This is a genomic window from Cupriavidus sp. FW216-B1 (genome assembly GCF_058789195.1).
Genome location: NZ_JBYTEL010000021.1, coordinates 104060 through 125704, shown reverse-complemented (window position 1 = coordinate 125704; position 21645 = coordinate 104060). Strand labels below are relative to the sequence as shown.

General features: G+C 70.0%; 24 protein-coding genes. 4 read left to right on the top strand and 20 right to left on the bottom strand.

Features of this window, described 5'->3' with window-relative positions:
* Positions 1-149 precede the first annotated feature (149 nt).
* Both AC3WXD_RS29150 and AC3WXD_RS29145 read right to left on the bottom strand, forming a co-directional pair.
* Positions 150-617 carry a PaaI family thioesterase gene (locus AC3WXD_RS29150; protein WP_020206319.1) on the bottom strand — a complete coding sequence of 156 codons (468 nt, stop codon included), beginning with the start codon at positions 615-617 and terminating at the stop codon, positions 150-152.
* A gap of 138 nt (positions 618-755) precedes the next feature.
* Positions 756-1232, bottom strand: coding sequence for a MerR family transcriptional regulator (locus tag AC3WXD_RS29145; RefSeq protein WP_492325205.1), 477 nt, complete (start codon positions 1230-1232; stop codon positions 756-758).
* Positions 1233-1438: 206 nt separating this feature from the next.
* Between AC3WXD_RS29145 and AC3WXD_RS29140 the strand changes: the two genes are divergently transcribed.
* Positions 1439-2512: an MBL fold metallo-hydrolase gene (locus tag AC3WXD_RS29140; protein WP_492325204.1), complete on the top strand. Its 1074-nt coding sequence runs from the start codon at positions 1439-1441 to the stop codon at positions 2510-2512.
* A 33-nt stretch (positions 2513-2545) separates the two neighbouring features.
* Here the strand turns inward: AC3WXD_RS29140 and AC3WXD_RS29135 are convergent, their stop codons facing one another.
* The 5 genes from AC3WXD_RS29135 to argS form a co-directional block, all read right to left on the bottom strand.
* The gene (locus tag AC3WXD_RS29135) at positions 2546-3376 is read right to left on the bottom strand and encodes a helical backbone metal receptor (RefSeq protein ID WP_492325203.1); all 831 of its coding nucleotides are present in this window, start codon (positions 3374-3376) and stop codon (positions 2546-2548) included.
* Positions 3373-4173 carry an SDR family oxidoreductase gene (locus AC3WXD_RS29130; RefSeq protein ID WP_454730734.1) on the bottom strand — a complete coding sequence of 267 codons (801 nt, stop codon included), beginning with the start codon at positions 4171-4173 and terminating at the stop codon, positions 3373-3375. The genes AC3WXD_RS29135 and AC3WXD_RS29130 overlap by 4 nt, the downstream gene beginning before the upstream one ends.
* 142 nt (positions 4174-4315) lie before the next feature.
* Positions 4316-4954, bottom strand: coding sequence for a thiol:disulfide interchange protein DsbA/DsbL (locus AC3WXD_RS29125; RefSeq protein WP_492325202.1), 639 nt, complete (start codon positions 4952-4954; stop codon positions 4316-4318).
* A 90-nt stretch (positions 4955-5044) separates the two neighbouring features.
* Complete coding sequence (locus AC3WXD_RS29120; protein ID WP_492325201.1) at positions 5045-5800, bottom strand: SPOR domain-containing protein; 756 nt, start codon at positions 5798-5800, stop codon at positions 5045-5047.
* A gap of 116 nt (positions 5801-5916) precedes the next feature.
* Complete coding sequence (gene argS, locus AC3WXD_RS29115; protein WP_059414759.1) at positions 5917-7710, bottom strand: arginine--tRNA ligase; 1794 nt, start codon at positions 7708-7710, stop codon at positions 5917-5919.
* Positions 7711-7959: 249 nt separating this feature from the next.
* Between argS and AC3WXD_RS29110 the strand changes: the two genes are divergently transcribed.
* Positions 7960-8280 carry a DUF1840 domain-containing protein gene (locus AC3WXD_RS29110; protein ID WP_020206327.1) on the top strand — a complete coding sequence of 107 codons (321 nt, stop codon included), beginning with the start codon at positions 7960-7962 and terminating at the stop codon, positions 8278-8280.
* Positions 8281-8613: 333 nt separating this feature from the next.
* On the opposite strand, the gene AC3WXD_RS29105 is transcribed toward AC3WXD_RS29110, so the two are convergent.
* The 3 genes from AC3WXD_RS29105 to AC3WXD_RS29095 form a co-directional block, all read right to left on the bottom strand.
* The gene (locus AC3WXD_RS29105; protein WP_020206328.1) at positions 8614-9060 is read right to left on the bottom strand and encodes an ElaB/YgaM/YqjD family protein; all 447 of its coding nucleotides are present in this window, start codon (positions 9058-9060) and stop codon (positions 8614-8616) included.
* Between the two features lie 43 nt (positions 9061-9103).
* The gene (locus AC3WXD_RS29100) at positions 9104-9265 is read right to left on the bottom strand and encodes a DUF1328 domain-containing protein (protein WP_020206329.1); all 162 of its coding nucleotides are present in this window, start codon (positions 9263-9265) and stop codon (positions 9104-9106) included.
* A gap of 75 nt (positions 9266-9340) precedes the next feature.
* Complete coding sequence (locus AC3WXD_RS29095; RefSeq protein ID WP_020206330.1) at positions 9341-9514, bottom strand: DUF1328 family protein; 174 nt, start codon at positions 9512-9514, stop codon at positions 9341-9343.
* Between the two features lie 297 nt (positions 9515-9811).
* Here AC3WXD_RS29095 and AC3WXD_RS29090 point away from each other — a divergent pair, with 297 nt between their 5' ends.
* Positions 9812-11233, top strand: a complete 1422-nt coding sequence (locus tag AC3WXD_RS29090) for a CHASE3 domain-containing protein (protein ID WP_020206331.1) — start codon at positions 9812-9814, stop codon at positions 11231-11233.
* A gap of 260 nt (positions 11234-11493) precedes the next feature.
* Here the strand turns inward: AC3WXD_RS29090 and AC3WXD_RS29085 are convergent, their stop codons facing one another.
* The 6 genes from AC3WXD_RS29085 to AC3WXD_RS29060 form a co-directional block, all read right to left on the bottom strand.
* Positions 11494-11637, bottom strand: a complete 144-nt coding sequence (locus AC3WXD_RS29085) for an entericidin A/B family lipoprotein (protein WP_020206332.1) — start codon at positions 11635-11637, stop codon at positions 11494-11496.
* A gap of 83 nt (positions 11638-11720) precedes the next feature.
* On the bottom strand, positions 11721-12128 hold the full coding sequence (locus AC3WXD_RS29080; RefSeq protein WP_029044305.1) for a response regulator: 408 nt from the start codon (positions 12126-12128) through the stop codon (positions 11721-11723).
* A gap of 100 nt (positions 12129-12228) precedes the next feature.
* Positions 12229-12861, bottom strand: coding sequence for a response regulator (locus tag AC3WXD_RS29075; protein ID WP_059414755.1), 633 nt, complete (start codon positions 12859-12861; stop codon positions 12229-12231).
* 276 nt (positions 12862-13137) lie between these two features.
* Positions 13138-13452, bottom strand: a complete 315-nt coding sequence (locus AC3WXD_RS29070) for a hypothetical protein (protein ID WP_020206336.1) — start codon at positions 13450-13452, stop codon at positions 13138-13140.
* A gap of 259 nt (positions 13453-13711) precedes the next feature.
* Positions 13712-16459 carry a methionine synthase gene (gene metH / locus AC3WXD_RS29065; RefSeq protein ID WP_082080086.1) on the bottom strand — a complete coding sequence of 916 codons (2748 nt, stop codon included), beginning with the start codon at positions 16457-16459 and terminating at the stop codon, positions 13712-13714.
* Positions 16460-16500: 41 nt separating this feature from the next.
* Positions 16501-17601, bottom strand: a complete 1101-nt coding sequence (locus tag AC3WXD_RS29060; protein ID WP_454730729.1) for a homocysteine S-methyltransferase family protein — start codon at positions 17599-17601, stop codon at positions 16501-16503.
* 177 nt (positions 17602-17778) lie between these two features.
* Here AC3WXD_RS29060 and AC3WXD_RS29055 point away from each other — a divergent pair, with 177 nt between their 5' ends.
* The gene (locus AC3WXD_RS29055) at positions 17779-18171 is read left to right on the top strand and encodes a rhodanese-like domain-containing protein (RefSeq protein ID WP_020206339.1); all 393 of its coding nucleotides are present in this window, start codon (positions 17779-17781) and stop codon (positions 18169-18171) included.
* A gap of 143 nt (positions 18172-18314) precedes the next feature.
* Here the strand turns inward: AC3WXD_RS29055 and AC3WXD_RS29050 are convergent, their stop codons facing one another.
* The 4 genes from AC3WXD_RS29050 to AC3WXD_RS29035 form a co-directional block, all read right to left on the bottom strand.
* A complete protein-coding gene (locus AC3WXD_RS29050; RefSeq protein WP_017227282.1) occupies positions 18315-18572 on the bottom strand; it encodes a BTH_I0359 family protein in 258 nt (85 codons plus the stop codon).
* A 235-nt stretch (positions 18573-18807) separates the two neighbouring features.
* Positions 18808-19650 carry a 3-oxoadipate enol-lactonase gene (pcaD, locus tag AC3WXD_RS29045; protein WP_020206340.1) on the bottom strand — a complete coding sequence of 281 codons (843 nt, stop codon included), beginning with the start codon at positions 19648-19650 and terminating at the stop codon, positions 18808-18810.
* 77 nt (positions 19651-19727) lie between these two features.
* Positions 19728-20822, bottom strand: coding sequence for a DUF3108 domain-containing protein (locus AC3WXD_RS29040; RefSeq protein ID WP_492325200.1), 1095 nt, complete (start codon positions 20820-20822; stop codon positions 19728-19730).
* Positions 20773-21618, bottom strand: coding sequence for an IclR family transcriptional regulator (locus AC3WXD_RS29035; protein WP_059414729.1), 846 nt, complete (start codon positions 21616-21618; stop codon positions 20773-20775). Before AC3WXD_RS29035 ends, AC3WXD_RS29040 begins: the two co-directional genes overlap by 50 nt.
* Positions 21619-21645: the final 27 nt, after the last annotated feature.

The following is a 21645-nucleotide window of genomic DNA, read 5'->3' as shown; positions in this document are numbered from 1 at the left end:
TCGCGCACGCTCGCGCGCAGCATGTCGATGTCTTCGCCGAGGTGGAAGTTCAGGCCGGGGAGTTCTGTCATGTCGGTCTCCTTATCGTGATCGCGTGATTGCGTGATTGCGTGAGCGCGCGATCGTTGTCTTTGTGCGCCGGACCGTCGTCAGACGTGGCCGAGCGTGCGCACCACGCACAGCGTCATCAGCATGGTGGCCACCTGCTTGCGCGCGCCGTCCTTCTCGCAGAACACGTCGCCCTGCGCCACGATCAGCGTGCGGCCGGGCTTGAGCACGCGGCCCACGGCGACCAGCCGCTCGCCCTGCGCCGGCGACAGCAGGTTGATCTTGTACTCGGCGGTCAGCCCGGCCTCGCCCTCGGCCACCATCGACAGCGCGGCGTAGCCGCACGCGCTGTCGGCCAGCGCGCCGACCGTGCCGCCGTGGAAGAAGCCGTGCTGCTGGGTGACGCCCTCGGACCACGGCATGGCGATCTCCACCTCGCCGTGCTCGATGCGCGTGAGCGCGGCGCCGAAGGTGGTCATCAGGCCCTGGCGGGCAAAGCTGGTGGCGATGGCGTCCGCGCGGGCCGCGGGAAGCGTGTTGCCGGAGGCGGGAGCGGGGGCTGCGGGCATGGCGTTTCCTGGGTTGGCCGGCCGCTGGGCGCGATGATGCGATGGCGCGGCGGCACGGATGACGGATTGCGAAGCTATTTTATTTACGTTTACGTAAACGTCAATCGAATCCGGCGCCAAGCGCCAGAAAGACGGCCATCAGGCGCTTTTGACTTCAGCGCCCGGTCCGGCGGCCTGCCCGGCGAGCAGCGCGCGGCACTGCCGCTCGTGCTGGTCGATCTCGGCCAGCTGGGCCTGCAGGTCCTCCAGCTGGCGCTCGAGCGCGCCGCGGTGCCGCGCCAGCGAGTGCAGGAAGCGCTCTAACTGGGGCGCGGTGTCGCGCGGCGACTCGTAGAGATCGAGGATCTCGCGGATCTCGTTGAGCGTCAGGCCCAGGCGCTTGCCGCGCAGCGTGAGCTTGAGGCGGGTGCGCTCGCGCCCGTTGTAGACGCGCTTGCGCCCGCCCGGCCCTTCGCGCTCGGGCGCCAGCAGGCCCTGGTCCTCGTAGAAGCGGATGGCGCGCGGAGTCACCTCGAACTCGCGCGCGAGATCGGTGATGGTGTAGGTCGGCGCGGCTGGCAAGGCTGGCGAAGCTGGCGAAGCTGGCGAAGCTGGCGAAGCTGGCGAAGCTGGCATGGTGGCCCGTGAAAAGTGAACGGTCGTTCGTTGCGGAATGAAGTTTTCGCTTAAGATGGCGGAAGCCCGTTCCGATTGACGTTAACGTTAGCGTCAATCAAAACCCGTGGCAACCACGCCGTGCGCCTGCCTCCGCGGTCCGCGGCACCATGACAAGAAAGCCCGCCCGCGCCGCGCGCGCAGGGCTTCGGACCGGAGAGACGCTCATGAACGCACTCGAACACCAGCTCCAATACCCGTTCGGCGACACCCTGCCGCTCGCCGGCGCCCGCCAGGAAGTCGCGCCCGGCGTGTACTGGCTGCGCATGCCGCTGCCGTTCGCGCTGGACCATATCAACCTGTGGCTGCTGCGCGACCGGCTCGACGGGCGCGACGGCTGGACCGTGATCGACTGCGGCATCACCAGCGACACCATCAAGGCGCACTGGGAAACCATCTTCGCCAACGAGCTCGAAGGCCTGCCGGTGCTGCGCGTGCTGGCCACGCACTGCCACCCGGACCACATCGGGCTGGCGCACTGGCTGTGCAAGCGCTGGGATGTGCGGCTGTGGATGAGCCTGGGCGACTACATGAACGCGCGCGTGATGGGCGGCGGCACCGGCGCCGGCTCCAACGCCGGCGGCGACTTCGCCGCCAGCCACTTCGCCCGCCACGGCCTGACCGACCCCGACAGCCTGGAAAAGCTGCGCGCGCGCAAAAGCTATTACCCGTCGCTGGTGCCCGACCTGCCGGGCCAGTACCGCCGCCTGATGGACGGCGACACGGTCCGTATCGGCGCCGACCCGGCCACCTCGGGCTGGCGCGTGATCACCGGCTTCGGCCACGCGCCCGAGCACGTGGCGCTGTACAACGCCGCCACCAACGTGCTGATCTCGGGCGACATGGTGCTGCCGCGCATCTCCACCAACGTCAGCGTGTTCGACATGGAGCCGGAGGCCAACCCGCTCAGGCTCTACCTCGATTCGCTCGGCAAGTACGAGCCGCTGCCGCAGGACGTGCTGATCCTGCCGTCGCACGGCAAGCCGTTCCGCAACCTGCACACGCGCATCCGCCAGTTGCGCGAGCACCACGTGGAGCGGCTGGCCGAGACGCGCGCGGCGTGCGCGCGGGCAGCCTGCAACGCGCACGACATCGTCGGCGTGATCTTCAACCGGCAGTTCGACATCCACCAGATGACCTTCGCGATGGGCGAGGCGCTGGCGCACCTGCACCTGCTGTGGCACGCGGGCGAAGTGCGCCGCGAAGTGGGCGACGACGGCATCGTGCGGTTCCGGACCTGAGGCCCCGCCGGACAGCCGTGCCGGAACGGTGCGTCAGACCTGCGCGGCGAGGTCCATCAGGTAGCGCACGCCGTCCACCGCGCGGCTGCCGTACCACGACACCATCTCGCCGTCCGCGAGCAGCACTTCCTTGCCGAGCTGGCGCTCGAGCGCGTCGGCGTGCGCCTCGGTGAAGCGGTAGGGCTCGGTGGACAGCAGCACGAGGTCGAGATCGCGCACCAGCGCGTCGCTCCAGCGGAAGCTCGGATAGCGCGCATCGGGCGCGTTGGGCCGGCTGCAATCGCCGTCCACGCACGCCTGCGCCGGCGCCGCCGGCCAGGTCCGCCAGTTGACCAGCGCCAGCATGCGGCTGATGTAGGTGTCGCGCGACACCGTCATCCACGGGTCCTGCCAGATCGCGTACAGCACCCGGCGCGCCGGCCACGGCCGGGCCCGCGCCTGCGCCAGCACCGCCTCCAGCGCGCCGCACAGCGCGCCGGCCTCGGCCTCGCGGCCGAAGATGCCGCCCAGCAGCCGGTACAGCGCGAGGTTGTCCTCGGGCGCGCACGGGTGCGTCACGATCACGTGCGGCACGAACGCGCGGATCTCGTCGACGGTCTCGCGGCGGTTCTCGTCGATGTTGACGATGACGTGCGTGGGCGCCAGCGCGCGCAGGCGCTCGAGCCGGACGTCCTTGGTGCCGCCCACCTTGGCGACGGCGCGCACGGCCGGCTCGGGATGGACGCAGAAGCCGGTGCGCGCCACCACGCGCGGCCCCAGCCCGAGCGCGAACAGCAGCTCGGTCACGGAAGGCACCAGCGAGGCGATGCGGACCGCGCCGCCGGCCGCGCCGTGCCAGGCGCCTGCGGCATCCTGCCAGCTCATGGCTGGCGGTCCGGGCCGCGCGGCTTGCGCGGCGCGCGGGCGAACAGCGCGTCGTAGAGCCAGCGCGGCATCAGGTGCAGGACGGAGGCGACCACGCCCATCTGCCACGGCAACACGGCGAAGCGCCGGCCCGCGGCGATCGCGCGCACGGCCTTGCGGGCGAACACGTCGGCGTCCATCAGGAACGGCATGCGGTAGGGATTGTGCTCGGTCATCGGCGTGCGGATGTAGCCGGGCGCGATCGTGACCACGCGGATGCGCTCGCGGCGCTGCTCCAGGCGCAGGCTTTCCAGCAGCTTGATGACGGCGGACTTGGACGCGCTGTAGGCGCCGCCGCCGGGCAGGCCGCGCACGCCGGCCACGCTGGCGATGCCCACCAGCGTGCCGCGCCAGCCGCCGGCGCCGGGCTCGCGCGCGCGCATCGGCTGCAGGAACGGCTGGAAGGTGGTGAGCACGCCGAACCAGTTGGTGTCCATCACCATGCGGAACGCTTCGAGGTCCTCGCGCTCGCTGGCGACCGTGCCCACCGACACGCCGGCGTTGGCGATCACCACGTCGGGGCAGCCGAAATGATCGAGGAAGTCCTGCGCGGCGGCCTGCATGGCGGCCGCGTCGCGCACGTCGGCGGCATAGACGCGCACCGCGTTGGGGTTCGGCAGGCTGGCGGCGAGCTCGCGCAGCGCGGCTTCGCGCCGGCCGACCAGCCCGAGGATGGCGCCCCGCGCGGCGTACTCGCGCGCCAGGGCCTGGCCGAGTCCGCTCGACGCGCCGGTAAGGAAGACTTTCTGAGCTCGCATCGGGATGGGAAGGGTCCAGGGGAAAACCGCAACATGGCCATGCCGGCGGACCCGCCCGATGCGGTCCGGCGGCTGGGAGCCAGCGCTGCCGGTCGGGCCGGCGGCGGCGCGGCCGTCGGGCCGGCTGCCGCCGCGGGGAAGATTACAGCTTCTTGTCGCGCACCTGGCCGACCAGGTAGTCCATCGTCTGGATGGCGGCGGCCTTGGTGCCGGCGATGGACGGCGAGGTCGCGTACTTGCCCTGCACCACGATGGTCGGCACGCCGTCGATCTTGTAGGCGTCGGCAATCTTGTTGGCGCGCTGCGAGTTGGTCGTCACCGAGAACGAGTTGTAGGTGTCGAGGAAGGCCTTGCGGTCGATGCCGTTCTTGGCCATGAAGTCGGCGATCTCGTTCGGGTCGAGCATGCGCTTGCGCTCGACGTGGATGGCGTTGAAGACCTTGCCGTGCATGACGTCGAGCTTGCCCAGCGCTTCCAGCGCGTAGAAGATCTTGGTGTGCGCCAGCAGGTCGTCGCGGAAGGCCACCGGCACGCGCTTGAACACCACGTCCTTGCCCTGCTTGCCGACCCACGCCTCGAGCTCGGGCTCGAAGTCGAAGCAGTGCGGGCAGCCGTACCAGAAGAACTCGGTGACTTCGATCTTGCCCGGCGTGACGGGCTGCGGCGCCTTCAGGACCTGGTATTCCTTGCCGGCGGCGGGCGCGGCGGCCTGCGCGGGCGCATTCATCAGGAAACCGGTCACGGCGACCAGCGTGGCGAACAAGGTGGCGAGTTTCTTCATAAGGCGCGGCTTTCGAGAATGGGCGATGTGCGTATGACAGCGGCCGGGCTTTCCGGTTCAGCGGCGGCGCGCCGGCTTGGTTACGGTTGCTTACTGCTTGGTGAAGCGGATGACCGAAGCCTCGAATCCCGACGACTGCAGGCGGTCGCGCGAGCGGTTCATGTCCTCGATCCTGTTGTACGGCCCCAGGCGCACGCGGTACAGCTTGACGCCGTTGACCTCGCGCTCCGTCACCTTGGCCTCGAAGCCCTGCATGGCGAGGTTGGCCTTCTGGCGGTCGGCGTCGTCCTGCGAGCGGAAGGCGCCCACCTGCAGCAGGTAGCCGACCTTGTTGGCGTCGGCCTGGGCGATCTCGGCGATGGGGTCGGCGACCGCCTTCTCGGCGGGCTTCTCGGCCGCCTTGTCGGCGGGCTTCTGCGCCACCGCGGCGGGCTTGTCGGCCGGTTTCTCGGCAGGCCGCTCGGCCGGCTTGTCGGCCGGGCGGGTGGCGACCACCGGCGGCGCCGGGCGCTCGGCCGGCCTGACCGTGGGCGCCGGGCCGGCGGGCTGGTCGGGCTCGGCGGCGGGGCCGACCGGCTTGGCCGGGGTCTTGCTCCACAGCGGCTTGTTCGGATCGCTCGGGGCTTCCTGCGCCGGCGCGGGCAGGTTGCTGACGACGTTGCCGGGCTCGGCCTGCTTCTGTCCGTTCTTCTGCTGGAATGGCGCCGGGGAACGGGTGATGTACAAGGCGACCACCACCGCGATCGCCAGGCCGACGATCAGGCCCAGCACCAGTCCCAGGAACGTACCGCCGCGCTGCGGGGCGCGGCTGGCATTGCGCGGAGCGCGCTTGCGTTGCTGTTGCATGAATTCCTCTTGCGTGATGGCGCGATTATAGAGCCTGCGCCGTGACACGCATCACTGTCTGTGGTCAGGACGACACGCGCGGCCGCCGGCCCGGCGCGGCCGCGGTAAGCAGGGACTTACATCCGCTGCGGCGCGGACACGCCGATCACCGCCAGGCCGTTGCGCAGCACCTGGCGCGTGGCGGCCAGCAGCGCCAGGCGCGCCAGCTTGACCGGCTCGTCGTCCACCAGCACGCGGTCGGTGTTGTAGAAGGCGTGGAAGTCGCCGGCGAGGTCGCGCAGGTAGAACGCCACCGCGTGCGGCGCCAGTTCCGCCGCCGCCGCGGCCAGCATGTCGGGGAAATCGGCCAGGCGCTGCCCCAGCGCGAGCGCCTGCGGGCTGGCGTCCGCGCCCGTCACCGGCGCCAGGTCGGTGCCGGCCAGCGCGGCGAGCCTGGCTTCCCAGCCGGCGCCGCCCCACGACTCGAAGATCGAGCAGATGCGGGCATGGGCGTACTGCACGTAGTACACCGGGTTCTCGTCGTTCTGCTTGAGCGCGAGGTCGACGTCGAACACGAACTCGGTGTCCGCCTTGCGCGACAGCAGGAAGAAGCGCACCGCGTCGCGCCCGCGCGTGAAGTGCGACGGCCAGTCCGCCACGCCCGCCTCCAGGCAGCCGCGGATGGTCTCGCCGCCCTCGGCGCCGTTGCTCCACTCGATCAGGTCGCGCACGGTCACGTAGGAGCCGGCGCGCTTGGAGATCTTGACCTCCTCGCCGTTGCGCATGACCGTGACCATCTTGTGCAGCACGTAGTCGGGATAGCCGACCGGGATGCCGATCTCCAGCCCCTGCAGGCCGGCGCGCACGCGCGCGATGGTGCCGTGGTGGTCGCTGCCCTGCACGTTGATGACCTTGGCGAAGCCGCGCTCCCACTTGGTGGTGTGGTAGGCCACGTCGGGCACGAAGTAGGTGTAGGTGCCGTCGCCCTTGCGCATGACGCGGTCCTTGTCGTCGCCGTCGTCGGTGGTGCGCAGCCACAGCGCGCCCTCGTTCTCGTAGGTCTTGCCCTTGGCGACCAGCGACTGCACGGCGGCTTCGACCTTGCCGTCGGTGTACAGCGACGATTCCAGGTAATAGCGGTCGAACTTGACGCCGAACGCGCGCAGGTCGATGTCCTGCTCGTTGCGCAGGTAGGCCACGGCGAACTTGCGGATCGAGTCGATGTCCTCGACGTTGCCGGAGGCGGTGACGGCGTCGCCGTCGGAGGCGCGCACGCTCTTGCCGGCCAGGAAGTCGGCGGCGATGTCGGCGATGTAGTCGCCGTTGTAGGCCGACTCGGGCCAGCCCGCGTCGCCCGGCTTGAGGCCGCGCGCGCGCGCCTGCACCGACAGCGCCAGGGTCTGGATCTGCACGCCGGCGTCGTTGTAGTAGAACTCGCGGTGCACGGCGAAGCCCTGCCAGTCGAGCAGGTTGGCCAGCGCGTCGCCCAGCGCCGCCTGGCGGCCGTGGCCGACGTGCAGCGGCCCGGTCGGGTTGGCCGAGACGAACTCCACCAGCACGTTGCCGCGCGCGCCCCGCGCCTGGGCGCCGTAGCGGTCGCCCTGCTGGAGCACCGCGCGCAGCACGTCGGCCTTGGCCGCCGGCGTCAGGCGCAGGTTGATGAAGCCGGGCCCGGCGATCTCCATGCCGGCCACCAGGTCCGCGGTGCGCGCGTCGGCCTTGACCGCGTCGACGATCTGCTGGGCCAGCTCGCGCGGGTTGCGCTTGAGCGCGCGCGCGACCTGCATGGCGAGGTTGCAGGCGAGGTCGCCGTGGGCGGCGGCCTTGGGGCGCTCGAAGGTCGCGGCGGGCAGCGTGGCGCCGGCCGGGGCGAGGGCGCGCACGGCGTCGTCGAACGCGGCGGCGAGATTGGTGGTCTGAACAGGCAGCATGGATGTATCGTGGCCCCGGGGGCAGTTGTACGGTGCCGGCGCGGCAGTCCCGCCGTGGCGGCACCGTCACGCGGCGGCATGTGGATGCCGCGTCGCGTGGCAGGCAATGAATTGCAGAACGCGGATTTTATCAGGTGCTATGCTGACATCATGCAGCGCGCCCCAAACCGGCCGCTGCGCGCCCCCGCCCGATTCCGGGACACGACGCGCGGTCTCGTCAGTTCGCTGTAGCCAAGGAAAGGAAATATCATGCTGATCACCTTCAAATCCCACGCGGCGCAAGACCTCATCATGATGAAGGATCTCGCCGTCACGCTACTCGGGATTATCGGCAAGCACCTGGGAGAACGCGGGGTGATCACCGCCGATGAGCTGCCGCGCGCGATCCACAAGCTCGAGGCCGCGGTCGCCGACGCCAGGCGGGCGCACCCGGCGGAATCGGCCGTGTCGCCGGACAAGGCCGACGAGGACGAGGAAGAGCCGCTGCACCTGGGCCAGCGCGCCTTTCCGTTCCTGGACATGCTGCGCGCCTCGCAGCGCGAGAACACCGAAGTGATGTGGGGCGTCTAGCGGCGCCGTCCGCGCCCTGCCGTTGCCGTTGTTCCTTGCTGTTCCCGTTCCGCCGGAGCCCGCTGACGCGGGCTTTGTCGCGTCTGGCCGGTGCCGGAAAAAAAGAAGCCCGGCCGGGGCCGGCCGGGCTTGCCGGATCAGGGAGGCAGATCCGGAAGGGGGGTGAAGATCAAAGCGGTCGAAAGGAGTCGAAGCGGGTCGAAGCGGGTCGAAAGGAGTCAAAACCGGTCGGCGGCGGCCTCGGGGCGCCCGATGCGGCATTCGCCGCCCCGAAGGCGAGAATCTGCCCTAGCTTGCGGCGCGTGGCCGGAGCGCGGGGGGCCGCGCGCTGCGTCAGTCGCCGCCGCCCCGGCCGGCGCGGCCGTTGACCGCCAGCAGCAGGCCGACGAAGGCGCCGACCGCGGCGGCGATGCCGAGCGCCTTCAGCGGCGACTCGACCACGCGCTGCTGCACGCCCTCCACGGCGTGGTCGACCCGCTCGCGGGCGCGGCTGGCGCCATCCAGCGTGGCCTGGCGCAGGTGCTCGCCAAGCGCGCTGGCGCGGTCCTGCAGGCGCCGCCCGGCCTGCACGGCCTCGGACGAGCCTTCGCGCCCCAGCACTTCCATCGTCTGCTCGAGCTGCGCGATCAGCGAGCGCACTTCCTCGGCCACCGGGCCGGCGGCGTCGCGCGCCGCGCCGCGCGTGTCGCGCGCGGCATGCCGCATCTGGCGCACCGTGCTGCCGGCGCTGTCGGCCAGGTGCGCAAGTTCCTTCCGGACCTTCGGGTTGTGGGTCAGCATCGTTGTCCCTCCATGTCTGTCCTGGCCATCGTTCCCGCGGCGCCTATCGCCTGACCAGGCTGATGACGAACGTCACCAACGCCACCACCAGGAAGATGAAGAACAGGATCTTGGCGATCTCGACGGCCCCCGCGGCGATGCCGCCGAAGCCGAACAGCGCCGCGATCAGCGCGATGACGAAAAATACGAGTGCGTAGTGCAACATGATGACGGCTCCCTGGATGGGTTCGGCCCCGCGCGCGGGTGCTGCGGCGGCGTTCCGCGGTCTGTCCGGCGCCTGCTACTTCACCGCCCTGAACACGGTCACGCCGAGGACCAGGAACAGCACGAACAGCACCACGAAGATGAAGAACAGGATCTTGGCGATGCCGGCGGCCCCGGCGGCGATGCCGGTAAAGCCGAGCAGGCCCGCGATCACGGAAACCACTGCGAAGATCAGTGCCCACTTGAGCATCGGCGTTTCTCCTTGCTGCGCTGTGCGGCTCGCGCGGCAGGCGCAAGCTCATGGATTCATGGTAGAAAGCGCGCCCCGGCGCAGGCACCCCCGCGCCACCGATTCCGGTGTCAGCGGATTCCTACAAGGCCAATGCCGGCGCGGGCCGGCGGGCACCGGCGCCGCGCGGCAGGTTGACCGGGCCGCGCCGATATGCTTCCATCGTCGCCGACAGGGTGCGCGGCCGGCATGCCCCACCGCCCGGCGCCGGCGCGTGCCGGCGCAGTCCCGGCCCCGCCCCGGCATCGGGAAACGACAATGTTCAAGCAGTCCATGCTGCGCTCCACGCTGCTGCTGGCTGGCGGCATCTTGCTGACGGTGGTGGTGCTGATGGCCTCCGAGGCGGGCAACATCCGCCTGCGCGAGGGTTATACCCAGGTGATCCAGTCGCAGCAGGTGCAGGGCCAGATCACCTCGCTGATCGGCGAGCTGGTCAATGCCGAGGCCGGCCAGCGCGGCTTCCTGCTGACCGGCAAGGAAAACTACCTGCAGCCCTACTACCAGGCCCTGCCGCGCATCAATGCGCTGATGAGCGCGCTGCGCAACCGCTACGCCAACGATCCCGAATCGCTCAAGCTGTTCGCCGCGGCGTCCACCGCCGTCAACCGCAAGCTCACCGAGATGGACCTGACGCTGATCTACGGCAAGCGCGACGTGGAAGTGGCGCTCGACCTGGTGCGCACGGACTTCGGCAAGCAGACGATGGACAACGCGCGGCGCGGGCTCGAGGCGCTGCTCGCGCGCGAGTCCGCCTCGGTCTCGCGCAGCCTCGAGTACGCCGACCGCGACCTGGCGCTGTCGCGCTACGGCATCGGCCTGCTGACGGCCATCAACATCGTGCTGCTGGTCGTGGTCGGCCTGCAGCACTCGCGCCGCATGGCGGTGTCCGAAGCCGCGCGCAGCGAGCTGGAAGAGGAAAGCGCGCGCCTGGAGCGCATGGTGCGCGCGCGCACGCGCCAGTTGTCGGCGCTGGCCTCGCACCTGCAGCGCGTCACCGAGGACGAGAAGACGCGCCTGGCGCGCGAGCTGCACGACGAGCTCGGCGCCATCCTGACCGCCACCAAGCTCGACATGCACTGGGTGCGCCGGCGCCTGGAGGACACCCATCCCGACGTGAAGGAAAAGCTCACCCGCGTGATGCTGCACGTGGACCAGGGCATCCAGATCAAGCGGCGCCTGATCGAGGACCTGCGGCCCACGGTGCTGCTCAACCTGGGCCTGAAGGAAGCCATCGGCCAACTGGCCGAGGAAGTCGCCGCGCGCAACCAGTGGGAGGCCGACGTGCTGCTCGGCGAGAGCGTGCCGCCGCTGCGCGACGATGCCGCCATCGCGCTCTACCGCATCGTGCAGGAATCGCTGACCAACGCCAGCAAGTACGCCGAGGCGAAGCGCGTGACCATCACGCTGGACGACGGCGGCGGCATGCTCACGCTGGAGGTCAGCGACAACGGCCGCGGCCTGCCCGAGGATTTCGAGACGCGCCGCACGGCCGGGCACCACGGCCTGCTGGGCATGGAGCAGCGCGTGATCGCGCTCGGCGGCACCATCGACATCCGCTCGCGGCCCGGCGCCGGCGTGACCATCCACGTGGAAGTGCCGCTGACCGACGCCATCGTGGCGCCCGAGCGCAACGACGACGAGGCGTTCGGCGAGACCGGGACGCCGCGCGCGCCGGGTTAGCCCGCGCCGGCAACATCAACGCGCCGCCCGTGGTCTCCCCTCTCCCGCCTGCGGGAGAGGGGTCGGGGGAGAGGGCCAGCGCCACCACGAAGTGAAAGCTTTCAGCATGCGCGAGCGCCCGCCCTCTCCCCCGGCCCCTCTCCCACGACGTGGGAGAGGGGAGCAAACCACCGGCAACCTGAAGCTTGCCAGCAGCCCATAAAAAAACGGCGGAACACCGGAGCGTCCGCCGTTTTCGTTCGCGGCGCCGCGCCGCTGCCTTACATCTTCTGCCTGGTGTCCTCGGCGGCGCCCTGCATTTTCTCGCCGCCGCGCTCTATGTCCTTGCCCGCGCCCGCCACGGTATTGCAGCCGGTCACCAGGACGACACCCGCCAGGGCGAACAACGCCATCAGTCTTCTCATGATTTTCTCCTTGCGTGGTTGACGCGGCGGCGCCGCGACGGGAATGCGCCAGAGGGAAAGGCCGCGGCGGCGCGGCCGCCGGTTCAGGCGCCCGCCTGCGCGTATTCCTCGATGACGCGGAATACCTGCTCGAGCTCGAGCGACTTGTCGAAGAAGTAGTCGGCTCCGGCCTCGGCGCACTGGCGCCGGTAGGTCGGCACCTGCGCGTGATTCGTGTACACGATGCGGATGCCCGAGGGCACGGATTTCCGCATGGCGCGCAGCACGTTGATGCCGTTGCCCTGCCGCAGCTGCAGGTCGACGATGACGACCTCGTGCCTGCCCGCCTCGTAGAGGCGCAGCGCCGAGCTTTCGGTATCCGCCCAATCCACGGCCTCGACGAACGGAAACGCGGTCAGGTACTCAAGCAACATACCCCGCAGGACCGCCGAGTCCTCGATGAGCAAGACCCGCAGCGCGCGATACGAAGAGGCCGCAGCTTGATCCGACATGATTCAATGGTAGCAACTGGGCATGGAAAGCAACTATCGGCGTCCGTCCTACAGGGGTGTCGGCCAAGCGATGGTTCTGCCGCCGCGGCCGGCGCGGCGCCTACTCCACCAGCCCGTTCTTGATGGCATAGTAGGTCAGGTCCGCATTGGTCTTCATGCCCATCTTCTCCAGGATGCGCGAGCGGTACGTGCTGACGGTCTTGACGCTGAGGAACAGCTCGTCGGCGATCACGGAGACCGACTGGCCGCGCGACAGCTTGCAGAAGATCTGGAATTCCCGCTTGGACAGGGTCTGGTGCAGCGGCTGGTCGGTCGGCTTGTCGAGCCCGCCGATCAGCAGGTCCGCGACCGTGGCGCTGACGTAGCGGCGGCCCTGGGCCACGGTGCGGATCGCCTTGACGAGATCGTCCGGCGCGCTTTCCTTGGTGAGGTAGCCCGAGGCGCCGGCACGGATCAGGTTGATGGCGTACTGGTCTTCCGGGTAGGTGGACAGGATCAGCACCGGCAGGTCGGGATGGCGCTGGCGCAACAGCTTGAGCACGTCGATGCCGTTGCGGTCGGGCATCGAGATGTCGAGCACGACCACGTCGAACTCGTGCTCGCGCAGCCGGGTCATGACTTCGTCGCCGCTGGCAGCTTCCCCTTCCACCCGGATGTCGGGCTCGTCGGAGATGAACTGGCGCAGACCGGCGCGCACGATCTGGTGATCGTCGGCGATCAGGACGCGGATCATGGGTCTCTCCCTGGGCATGGATGCGCCGTTCCGGTCGGAACGGGCATGCCCACTGGGCCAGTGGACTAAAACATTGTAGTGGTTACAAAGCCGCGGGAATGTCGGTGTAAGGCTGACAAGGCGCGGTGGCAGGGGGGCGGAATGGGGATGGAGAATGGGGGCGCGGGCTTGCGCCCGCGAGCGGGAGGACGACGACTTCGTTGATGCTCCGGCCCTCTCCCCCGGCTCCTCTCCCGCAAGCGGGAGAAGAGCGCAAGCCAGCAGTCCCTGGCGGGCTTACTGGACCTTGGCCGCGGCGCCCGTGTCGGCCGTGGCGCCGGTCTCGGCGGCGGTTCCCTTCCTGGCCTTGGCGTGGCTGACATGCTTGCCGGTCCTGGCGTGCGCGCCGGCCTTCGCGTCCGCGCCCTTGTCGCTGCCCGCGTTCACATCCGCGCCGGCCGCCACGCCCTTGTCCGCGGGCGCGCTCACCGCGGGCGCCGCCAGGGTGCCGGCGGCGCCTGCCTTGGCATCGGCGCCGGTACCTTGCGCCAGGGCCAGCGACGAAGCGGCGGCGATCGACAGGGCGGAAAGGGAGATCAGCAGTTTGTTCATGGAGAGGCTCCTTGCAGTTGGCTCCGCGGCGAAACGCTCGCCGCGGCGTTCACTTGATGTGAGCCCCCAGTCTAGGGACGCGCCGCGGCGCGGTCTGTTAGGAGATGTAATGCCTTGTAAGGAGTGGTGAAGCCCCGCCGGGGCCGCGCCGCCGCGCGCGGGCGGGCGTTTTCCCTGCCTGCCCAACGGCTTGCGGCGCGGCGGCGGCGCATATCGGCGCATATCGGCGCGTATCGGCGCGCGCGCCGCGCAGATGCGGTTACAGGTTCGGCGCGAGCGCGCGCTCGAGCACGCTGCGTTCCTCGCCGCGGCGCGCGGCCATGTCGTCGAGCTGGTCCTGGCCGATCTTGCCGACCGAGAAATACGTCGACTCGGGATGCGCGAGATAGAAGCCGCTCACCGACGCGGCCGGCGTCATGGCCAGCGAATCGGTGATGCCCATGCCGATCTCGGCGGCGTTGAGGTAGTCGAACATCGGCGCCTTGACGGTGTGCTCCGGGCAGGCCGGGTAGCCGGGCGCGGGGCGAATGCCGCGGTAGCGCTCCTCGATCAGCTGGTCGTTGGTCAGCACCTCGCCGGCGTCGTAGCCCCACAGATCGCGGCGCACGCGCTCGTGCAGGCATTCGGCGAAGGCCTCGGCCAGGCGGTCGGCCAGCGACTTGAGCATGATCGCGCTGTAGTCGTCGTGGTCGGCCTCGAACTGGGCTTCCTTCTTGTCCACGCCGATGCCCGCCGTGACCGCGAACACGCCGATATAGTCGGCGATGCCGCTGTCCTTGGGCGCGATGAAATCGGCCAGGCAGCGGTTGGGGCGCATCACGCCGTCGATCACCGGGCGCTCGCTCTGCTGGCGCAGGTTGTGCCAGGTCAGCGCGACCTGGCCGCGGCTCTCGTCGGTGTAGATCTCGATGTCGTCGTCGTTGACGGTGTTGGCCGGCAGCAGCGCCAGCACGCCGTTGGCGCTCAGCCAGCGGCCCTGGATCAGGCGCGACAGCATGGCCTTGCCGTCGGAGAAGACCTTGCGCGCGGACTCGCCGACGATCTCGTCGTTGAGGATGTCGGGGAATTTGCCGGCCAGGTCCCAGGTCTGGAAGAACGGCGCCCAGTCGATGTAGTTGGCCAGCTCCGCGAGGTCGTAGTTGCGGAACACGCGCCGGCCGATGAACTTCGGCTTGGGCGGCACGTAGGCGCTCCAGTCGATCCTGGTCTTGTTGGCGCGCGCCTGCGCCAGCGTCACCATCGGCGTGGCCTTGCGGTTGGCGTGCTGGTGGCGGATGCGCTCGTAGTCCGTCTTCAGCTCGTCGAGGTAGCGCGCCGCGCCTTCGTCGGACAGCAGGCTCGAGGCCACGCTGACCGAGCGCGAGGCGTCCGGCACGTAGACCACCGGGCCTTCGTAGTTGGGCGCGATCTTGACCGCGGTGTGCACGCGCGAGGTGGTTGCGCCGCCGATCAGCAGCGGGATCTTCTTGATGCGGAAGTAGTCGTCGCGCTGCATCTCCGAGGCGACGTAGGCCATTTCCTCGAGCGACGGCGTGATCAGCCCGGACAGGCCGACGATGTCCGCGCCCTCGACCTTGGCGCGCGCCAGGATCTCGTTGCACGGGACCATCACGCCCATGTTGACCACTTCGAAGTTGTTGCACTGGAGCACCACCGACACGATGTTCTTGCCGATGTCGTGCACGTCGCCCTTGACCGTGGCGATGATGATCTTGCCGCGCGCCCTGACGTCGCCGCCGGCCTCGGCCAGCAGGCGCTTCTCTTCCTCGATGTAGGGCAGCAGGTGGGCCACCGCCTGCTTCATCACGCGCGCGCTCTTGACCACCTGCGGCAGGAACATCTTGCCGGCGCCGAACAGGTCGCCCACGATGTTCATGCCGTCCATCAGCGGGCCTTCGATCACCTCGATCGGGCGGCCGCCGCGCGCCTCGACCTGCTGGCGCACTTCCTCGGTGTCCTCGACGATGAACGTGGTGATGCCGTGCACCAGCGCGTGCGCCAGGCGCTCGCCCACCGGCACCGGGTTCTCGGGCGTGCCGCGCCACAGCAGGTTCTCTTCCTTCCTGGCGCCGCCGCCCTTGAAGCGGTCGGCGATCTCGAGCAGGCGGTCGGTGGCGTCCTCGCGGCGGTTGAGCACCACGTCTTCCACGCGCTCGCGCAGCTCGGGGTCGAGCTGGTCGTACACGCCGAGCTGGCCGGCGTTGACGATGCCCATGTCCATGCCCGCCTTGATCGCGTGGTACAGGAACACGGTGTGGATGGCCTCGCGCACCGCGTCGTTGCCGCGGAACGAGAATGACACGTTGGACACGCCGCCGCTGACCTTGGCGTAGGGCAGGTTCTGCTTGATCCACGCGGTGGCCTCGATGAAGTCCACCGCGTAGTTGTTGTGCTCCTCGATGCCGGTCGCCACCGCGAAGATGTTCGGGTCGAAGATGATGTCCTCGGGCGGGAAGCCGATCTCGCCCACGAGGATGTCGTAGCTGCGCTTGCAGATCTCGGTCTTGCGCGCGTAGGTGTCGGCCTGGCCTTTCTCGTCGAACGCCATCACCACGGCGGCGGCGCCGTAGCGGCGGATCAGCCCGGCGTGGTGGCGGAACTGCGCCTCGCCTTCCTTGAGCGAGATCGAGTTGACCACCGGCTTGCCCTGCACGCACTGCAGGCCGGCCTCGATCACTTCCCACTTGGACGAGTCCAGCATGATCGGCACGCGCGCGATGTCCGGCTCCGAGGCGATCAGGTTGAGGAACCGGATCATGGCGGCCTTGGAGTCCAGCATGGCCTCGTCCATGTTGATGTCGATGATCTGCGCGCCGTTCTCGACCTGCTGGCGCGCCACCGCCAGGGCCTCGTCGAACTGGCCGTTGAGGATCATGCGCGCGAAGGCCTTGGAGCCGGTGACGTTGGTGCGCTCGCCGACGTTGACGAACAGCGTGTCCTCGTCGATGGTGAAGGGTTCGAGGCCGGACAGGCGCATCGGGCGCGGCGGCAGGGTAGCTTGGGTCATGGCTTGGTCTTGTTCGGTGGGCTCGTGGGCGCGCGGCGGGTTCACGCTGCGGCTGCGTCGTCGCTGCCGCTGTCGCGGTACTGGCCGGGCCAGGTGCGCGGCTTGCGGCTGGCCACGCGCTGCGCGATGGCGGCGATGTGCTCGGGCGTGGTGCCGCAGCAGCCGCCCACCAGGTTGACCAGGCCGGAGGCGGCGAACTCGTCCACCAGCGACGAGGTGACTTCCGGGGTTTCGTCGAAGCCGGTGTCGCTCATCGGGTTGGGCAGGCCGGCGTTCGGGTAGCACGACACCGCCGCGTCGCAGATCTTGGCCAGCTCGGCGATGTACGGGCGCATCAGCGTGGCGCCGAGCGCGCAGTTCAGGCCGAACGTGATCGGGCGCGCGTGGCGCAGGCTGTTCCAGAACGCCTCCACGGTCTGGCCCGACAGGATGCGGCCGGAAGCGTCGGTCACGGTGCCGGAGATCATCACCGGCAGGCGCTCGCCGGTGTCCTCGAACAACTGGTCGATGGCGAACAGCGCGGCCTTGGCGTTGAGCGTGTCGAAGATGGTCTCGACCAGGAACACGTCGGCGCCGCCTTCGAGCAGCCCCTTGCCCTGCTCGTAGTAGGACTGGCGCAGCTCCTCGAAGCTGACGTTGCGCGCGCCGGGATCGTTGACGTCCGGCGAGATGCTGGCGGTCTTGGGCGTGGGGCCGAACGCGCCGGCCACGAAGCGCGGCTTGTCCGGCGTGCTGTACTTGTCGCAGGCGGCGCGCGCGAGCTTCGCCGCCTCGACGTTCATCTCGTAGGCCAGCCCGGCCATCTTGTAGTCCTCCTGCGCCACGCGCGTGGCGCCGAAGGTGTTGGTCTCGATCAGGTCGGCGCCGGCGGCCAGGTACTGCTCGTGGATCTCGCTGATGACCTGCGGGCGCGTGAGCAGCAGCAGCTCGTTGTTGCCCTTGACGTCCACGTGGTGGCCGGCGAAGCGCTCGCCGCGATAGTCCGCCTCGGACAGCTTGTAGCGCTGGATCATGGTGCCCATCGCGCCGTCCAGGATCAGGATGCGCTGGCGCAGCAGGGCAGGCAGGCTGGCCGCGCGGGTGTAGGGGCGCGCCGGCGGATGCGCGGCGGGCAGCGAGGCGGAACTTGGGGCGGCGCTCATGAGGGGCTTCTGCGGCAGGGAAAAGATGTCGATTTTATCAGTTACATCAATGGTTTGCGGATTACGCGGTGCCGCCGCCGGATGCCTCGCGCGCCGCCCGGCGGTTGCGGCCCGGCCGGCGCCGGCCCTACACTGCGGAAATCCCGCCCTCCTCCAACCCCAACGCAAACCCAGCCCATGCAACACCTCAGCCCCGTCGACGCGCAGGCCCTGCTCGGCGCATCGCCCGACGCGCTCTTCATCGACTGCCGCAGCGAGATGGAATACCTGTTCGTCGGCCATCCCAAGGGCGCGCACAACGTGCCGTGGAACGACGGGCCCGACTGGGAGGTGAACCCGCATTTCGTGCAGGCGGTGAAGAAGCTGGCCGGCCAGGCCTCGGCGCGGCCGGTGCTGCTGATCTGCCGCAGCGGCAACCGCTCGGCGGCGGCCGCGCGCGCGCTCGAAGGCGCGGGCTTCAGCACGGTCTACAGCGTGCTGCATGGCTTCGAGGGCGACCTCGACGCCGAGCGCCACCGCAACACGCTCAACGGCTGGCGCCACGCCGGCCTGCCCTGGGAACAGTACTGAACCGCCGCGCCGGCACTTGCGCGCGCGGCAAGAAGCAAAAAGCCCGTGCGCTCGGCGGCACGGGCTTTCCTGCTGCGCGAAGCCGGCTGCCGGCGCCGCCCTTCCGCGGGGGAAGGACGGCGGCCCCGCCGCGTCGGCTGCGTTCAGTGCATCACCAGCGGATGCGTCATCACGGTATCGAACTTCCCGAGGAAATCATCCACCTCTTCCACCGACGGCTCGCTTTCGATCAGACGCTTCACGTCCGCGCGAAAGCTCTCGGCCATCTGGCCGCCGAGGAAGATCTCGCGTTTCAGGTTCTTGTCGACGATTTCATAGCCGCCCGAGGCAAGAGGCGCATGCTCGACATCCGCACCAAACTCGACGATGCAATAGTTGTCGCTGTTGTAGATCATTTGCATGGCACACCTCCGGGCTGTCATGGGTTGGCGGCGGGCCCATCGTTGTTGCATTCGCCGGAATCGTGCCCCGGCCCCACCGCGATTTCACCTCCAAGCTGAGGGCGTCCGCCGTGTTTTCAAGATTCCCTGCCGGCGAACCGCTCGAACGACCGCTTTACTGCCCGATAAGCGTTCCCTCGTTATATTGGGCAACGGCGGTGCCGGCAAGTTCTTGAGCCGGGCGGAAAAGTCTTGCTCATGGCGCGGCGCACTGGGCCCCGCAGGCGGCACTGCCGAGAAATGCATCGAGCACCGCATGAAAGCGCTCGGCCTGCTCGATGTGGGCCAGGTGCGCCGCGCGCGGCAGGATCTCCAGCCGCGCGGCCGGGATCGCGCCGGCGATCGCGCGCGCCATCGCCGGCGGCGCGCTCTGGTCTTCCTCGCCCGCCACCACCAGCGTGGGGCAGCGGATGCGCGCGATGGCGCCGGCCAGGTCGAACGCCATGATCGCCAGCGCCGTGCCCACGTAGCCGTGCACCGGCGCGGCCAGCAGCATCCGGCGCACGCGCTCGGCCTCGTCCGGGTGCGCGGCGCGGAACGGTCCGGTCAGCCAGCGCTGCAGCGTGCCGTCGGCCACGCCGGCCATGCCGTGCGCCTCCACGTGGCCGATGCGCTCGTGCCACATCGGGTGCGCCTCGAGCGGCGTGCGGTCGATGGTGTCGACCAGCGTGAGCGACAGCAGCCGCTCGGGATACCGCAGCGCCAGGGTCTGGCCGATCATGCCGCCGACCGACACGCCGGCGAAATGCGCCTCCGGCACCGCCAGCGCGTCCATCAGGCCGGCCACGTCGTCGGCCAGCCGGATCATCGAGTAGGCGCCGATCGGCGCGTCGCTCTGGCCGTGGCCGCGCAGGTCGTAGCGCAGCACGCGGTAGCGCGGCGCCAGGTGCCGCGCGGTGGCGTCCCACAGGGTGTGGTCGGCGCCGAGCGCGTGCGCCAGGATCACCCAGGGGCCGTCGCCGCCGTCGATGCGCACATGCAGGCTGATGTCGCCGACGCGCACGCGGCGGCTTTCGGTGGGTGGCTGGACGGCATGCATGGCGGACCTCCTGAAATGACGACGGCACGAATGACGAAGGCACGGCCGGCCGCCGCGGGGCGCGGCATGCGGCGGGCTCAGCGCAGCGCTTCGCTGTCGCGGTAGACGAGTTCGATCTGCGTGCCGTCGGGCTCGGTCTGCCGCAGCCTGACTGGCAGCCATTGCAGCGACGGCGCCAGCCACACTTCCACGCGGCGCCGGTCGCCGGGGTGCCGCGGCAGGCGCACGAAGTGCTTGGCCCGCACCGCGCCCTGGCCCGTATCGACGTCCTCTTCCCCCACATACTGCACCTGCATCGGCTCCAGGTCACGCGTGTCGCTCACCTCGAAACTCTCGGTCACGCCCGGCGCGGCGTAGCGCTGCGGATCGCCGCGCACCATGCCCACCAGTTGGAGGAACACGCTGAAACGGTCCTGCGCGGCGGGCGGCAGCGGCACCTGCTTGTCGCGCCCTTCGAACACCAGCAGGCCGCCGGCGCGGTCGAAGCGGGCCGCCTCCACGCGGCTGCGGCGGCTTTCCTCGTAGCGCTCGGGCGCCAGCCCGTGCTCGCCCACCGCGCCGCTGCTGAAGAAGGCGAAGCGGAACCACAGCACGTGCGTTTCCACCTCCAGCCGGTAGCGGCTGCCGTCGTTCTGCCAGCGGATCAGGCCGTCCGGATTCTGGATGCCGTTGACGAAGCTGGCGTAGTGCAGCAGCGTCGACGGCGGCGCCGCGTAGCGGGTGGTGTCGGCCGGCGCCGGCGCGGGCGCGGCGGCCGAGGCGGGCGCCGCCGGCGGCGCGGAGGCGGCAGCGCCGGCGTCGCCGCCGCCGCCCGCCGCGGCGGGGCTCGCGGAGCCGCCCGCCAGCGTGGGAGCCTCGGGCGCCGGCACGGCGGGCGGGGTCTCGGGTTGCGGAGCGGGCGCGGGTGCCAGCGTGGGGTGCGCGGGGCGGCGCTTCTGCGCCGGCGGCGGCGCCTTTTCCGCGGGCGGCGCGGGCGGCGGCAGCAGAATCGCTTCGAGCGCGGGCAGGTCGGCGGGATCGACATGCGGCCCCGGCAGATGCATCAGGCCAAGCACGACGCCCAGGTGAACCGCCAGCACCAGCGCGAGCGCCAGCACCCAGCGCAGGCGGCGCGGGCCGGGCCTAGCGGGAGGCGCCTTTCGAATCGTCCGCCCCGTGCGTCGGGCTGCCATCAAGATAACCAAGCTCCGAAGAAATGCGCCGGGCGACGTCGCGCATGCGGCGGTCCACCGCGCCTCCCCATTCTGCATCGAATACGCTTTGCGCGCCGAGCGCGATCAGCGCCATCGCGACATGGCCGTTGGCGTCGAACACCGGCATCGAGAACGCATTGATGCCCGGCAGCACGCCGCCCCGGATGCGCGCCGCGCCGCGCGCGCGCACCTCGGCGCAGACCGCGTCGTAGTCGGCCGGCGAGCGCGGCAGGTCGGGCAGGTCGTCGCGGCCGCGCTCGGCCAGTTCCCGTTCGACCAGCGCCCGCGTCTGTTGTTTCGGCAGGTAGGCGCCGAACAGCCGGCCGGTGGCCGAGTTGAGCATGGGCATCACGTCGCCCAGGCGCAGGCTCACCGTCACCGGGTGGCTGGACTCCTCCCAGTGCACGATGGTCGGGCCGTGGTTGCCCCACACGGCGATGCCGACGGTCTGGTCGATCTCGTCGCGCAACTGCGACAGGACCGGGCGCGCCTTCTTGACCGGATCGAGCCGGTTCAGGCCGGCCAGGCCGAGCTGCAGCGCGAACGGCCCGAGATCGTAGCGGCCGCCCACCGGGTCCTGCGCCACCACGCCCAGGCGCTGGAAGCTGACCAGGTAGCGGTGCGCCTTGGCCGGGTTCATGTCGGCGGCGGCGGCGAGGTCGCGCAGCATCATCGCGCGCGGCGAGGCGGCCAGCGCCTGCAGCAGCTTGAAGCCGACCTCGATCGACTGGATGCCGGAGCGCAGCTTGGAATCGTCTTCTTCGGGTTCGGTCATGCGGCAGCGGGATGGGAGGATGGCGGG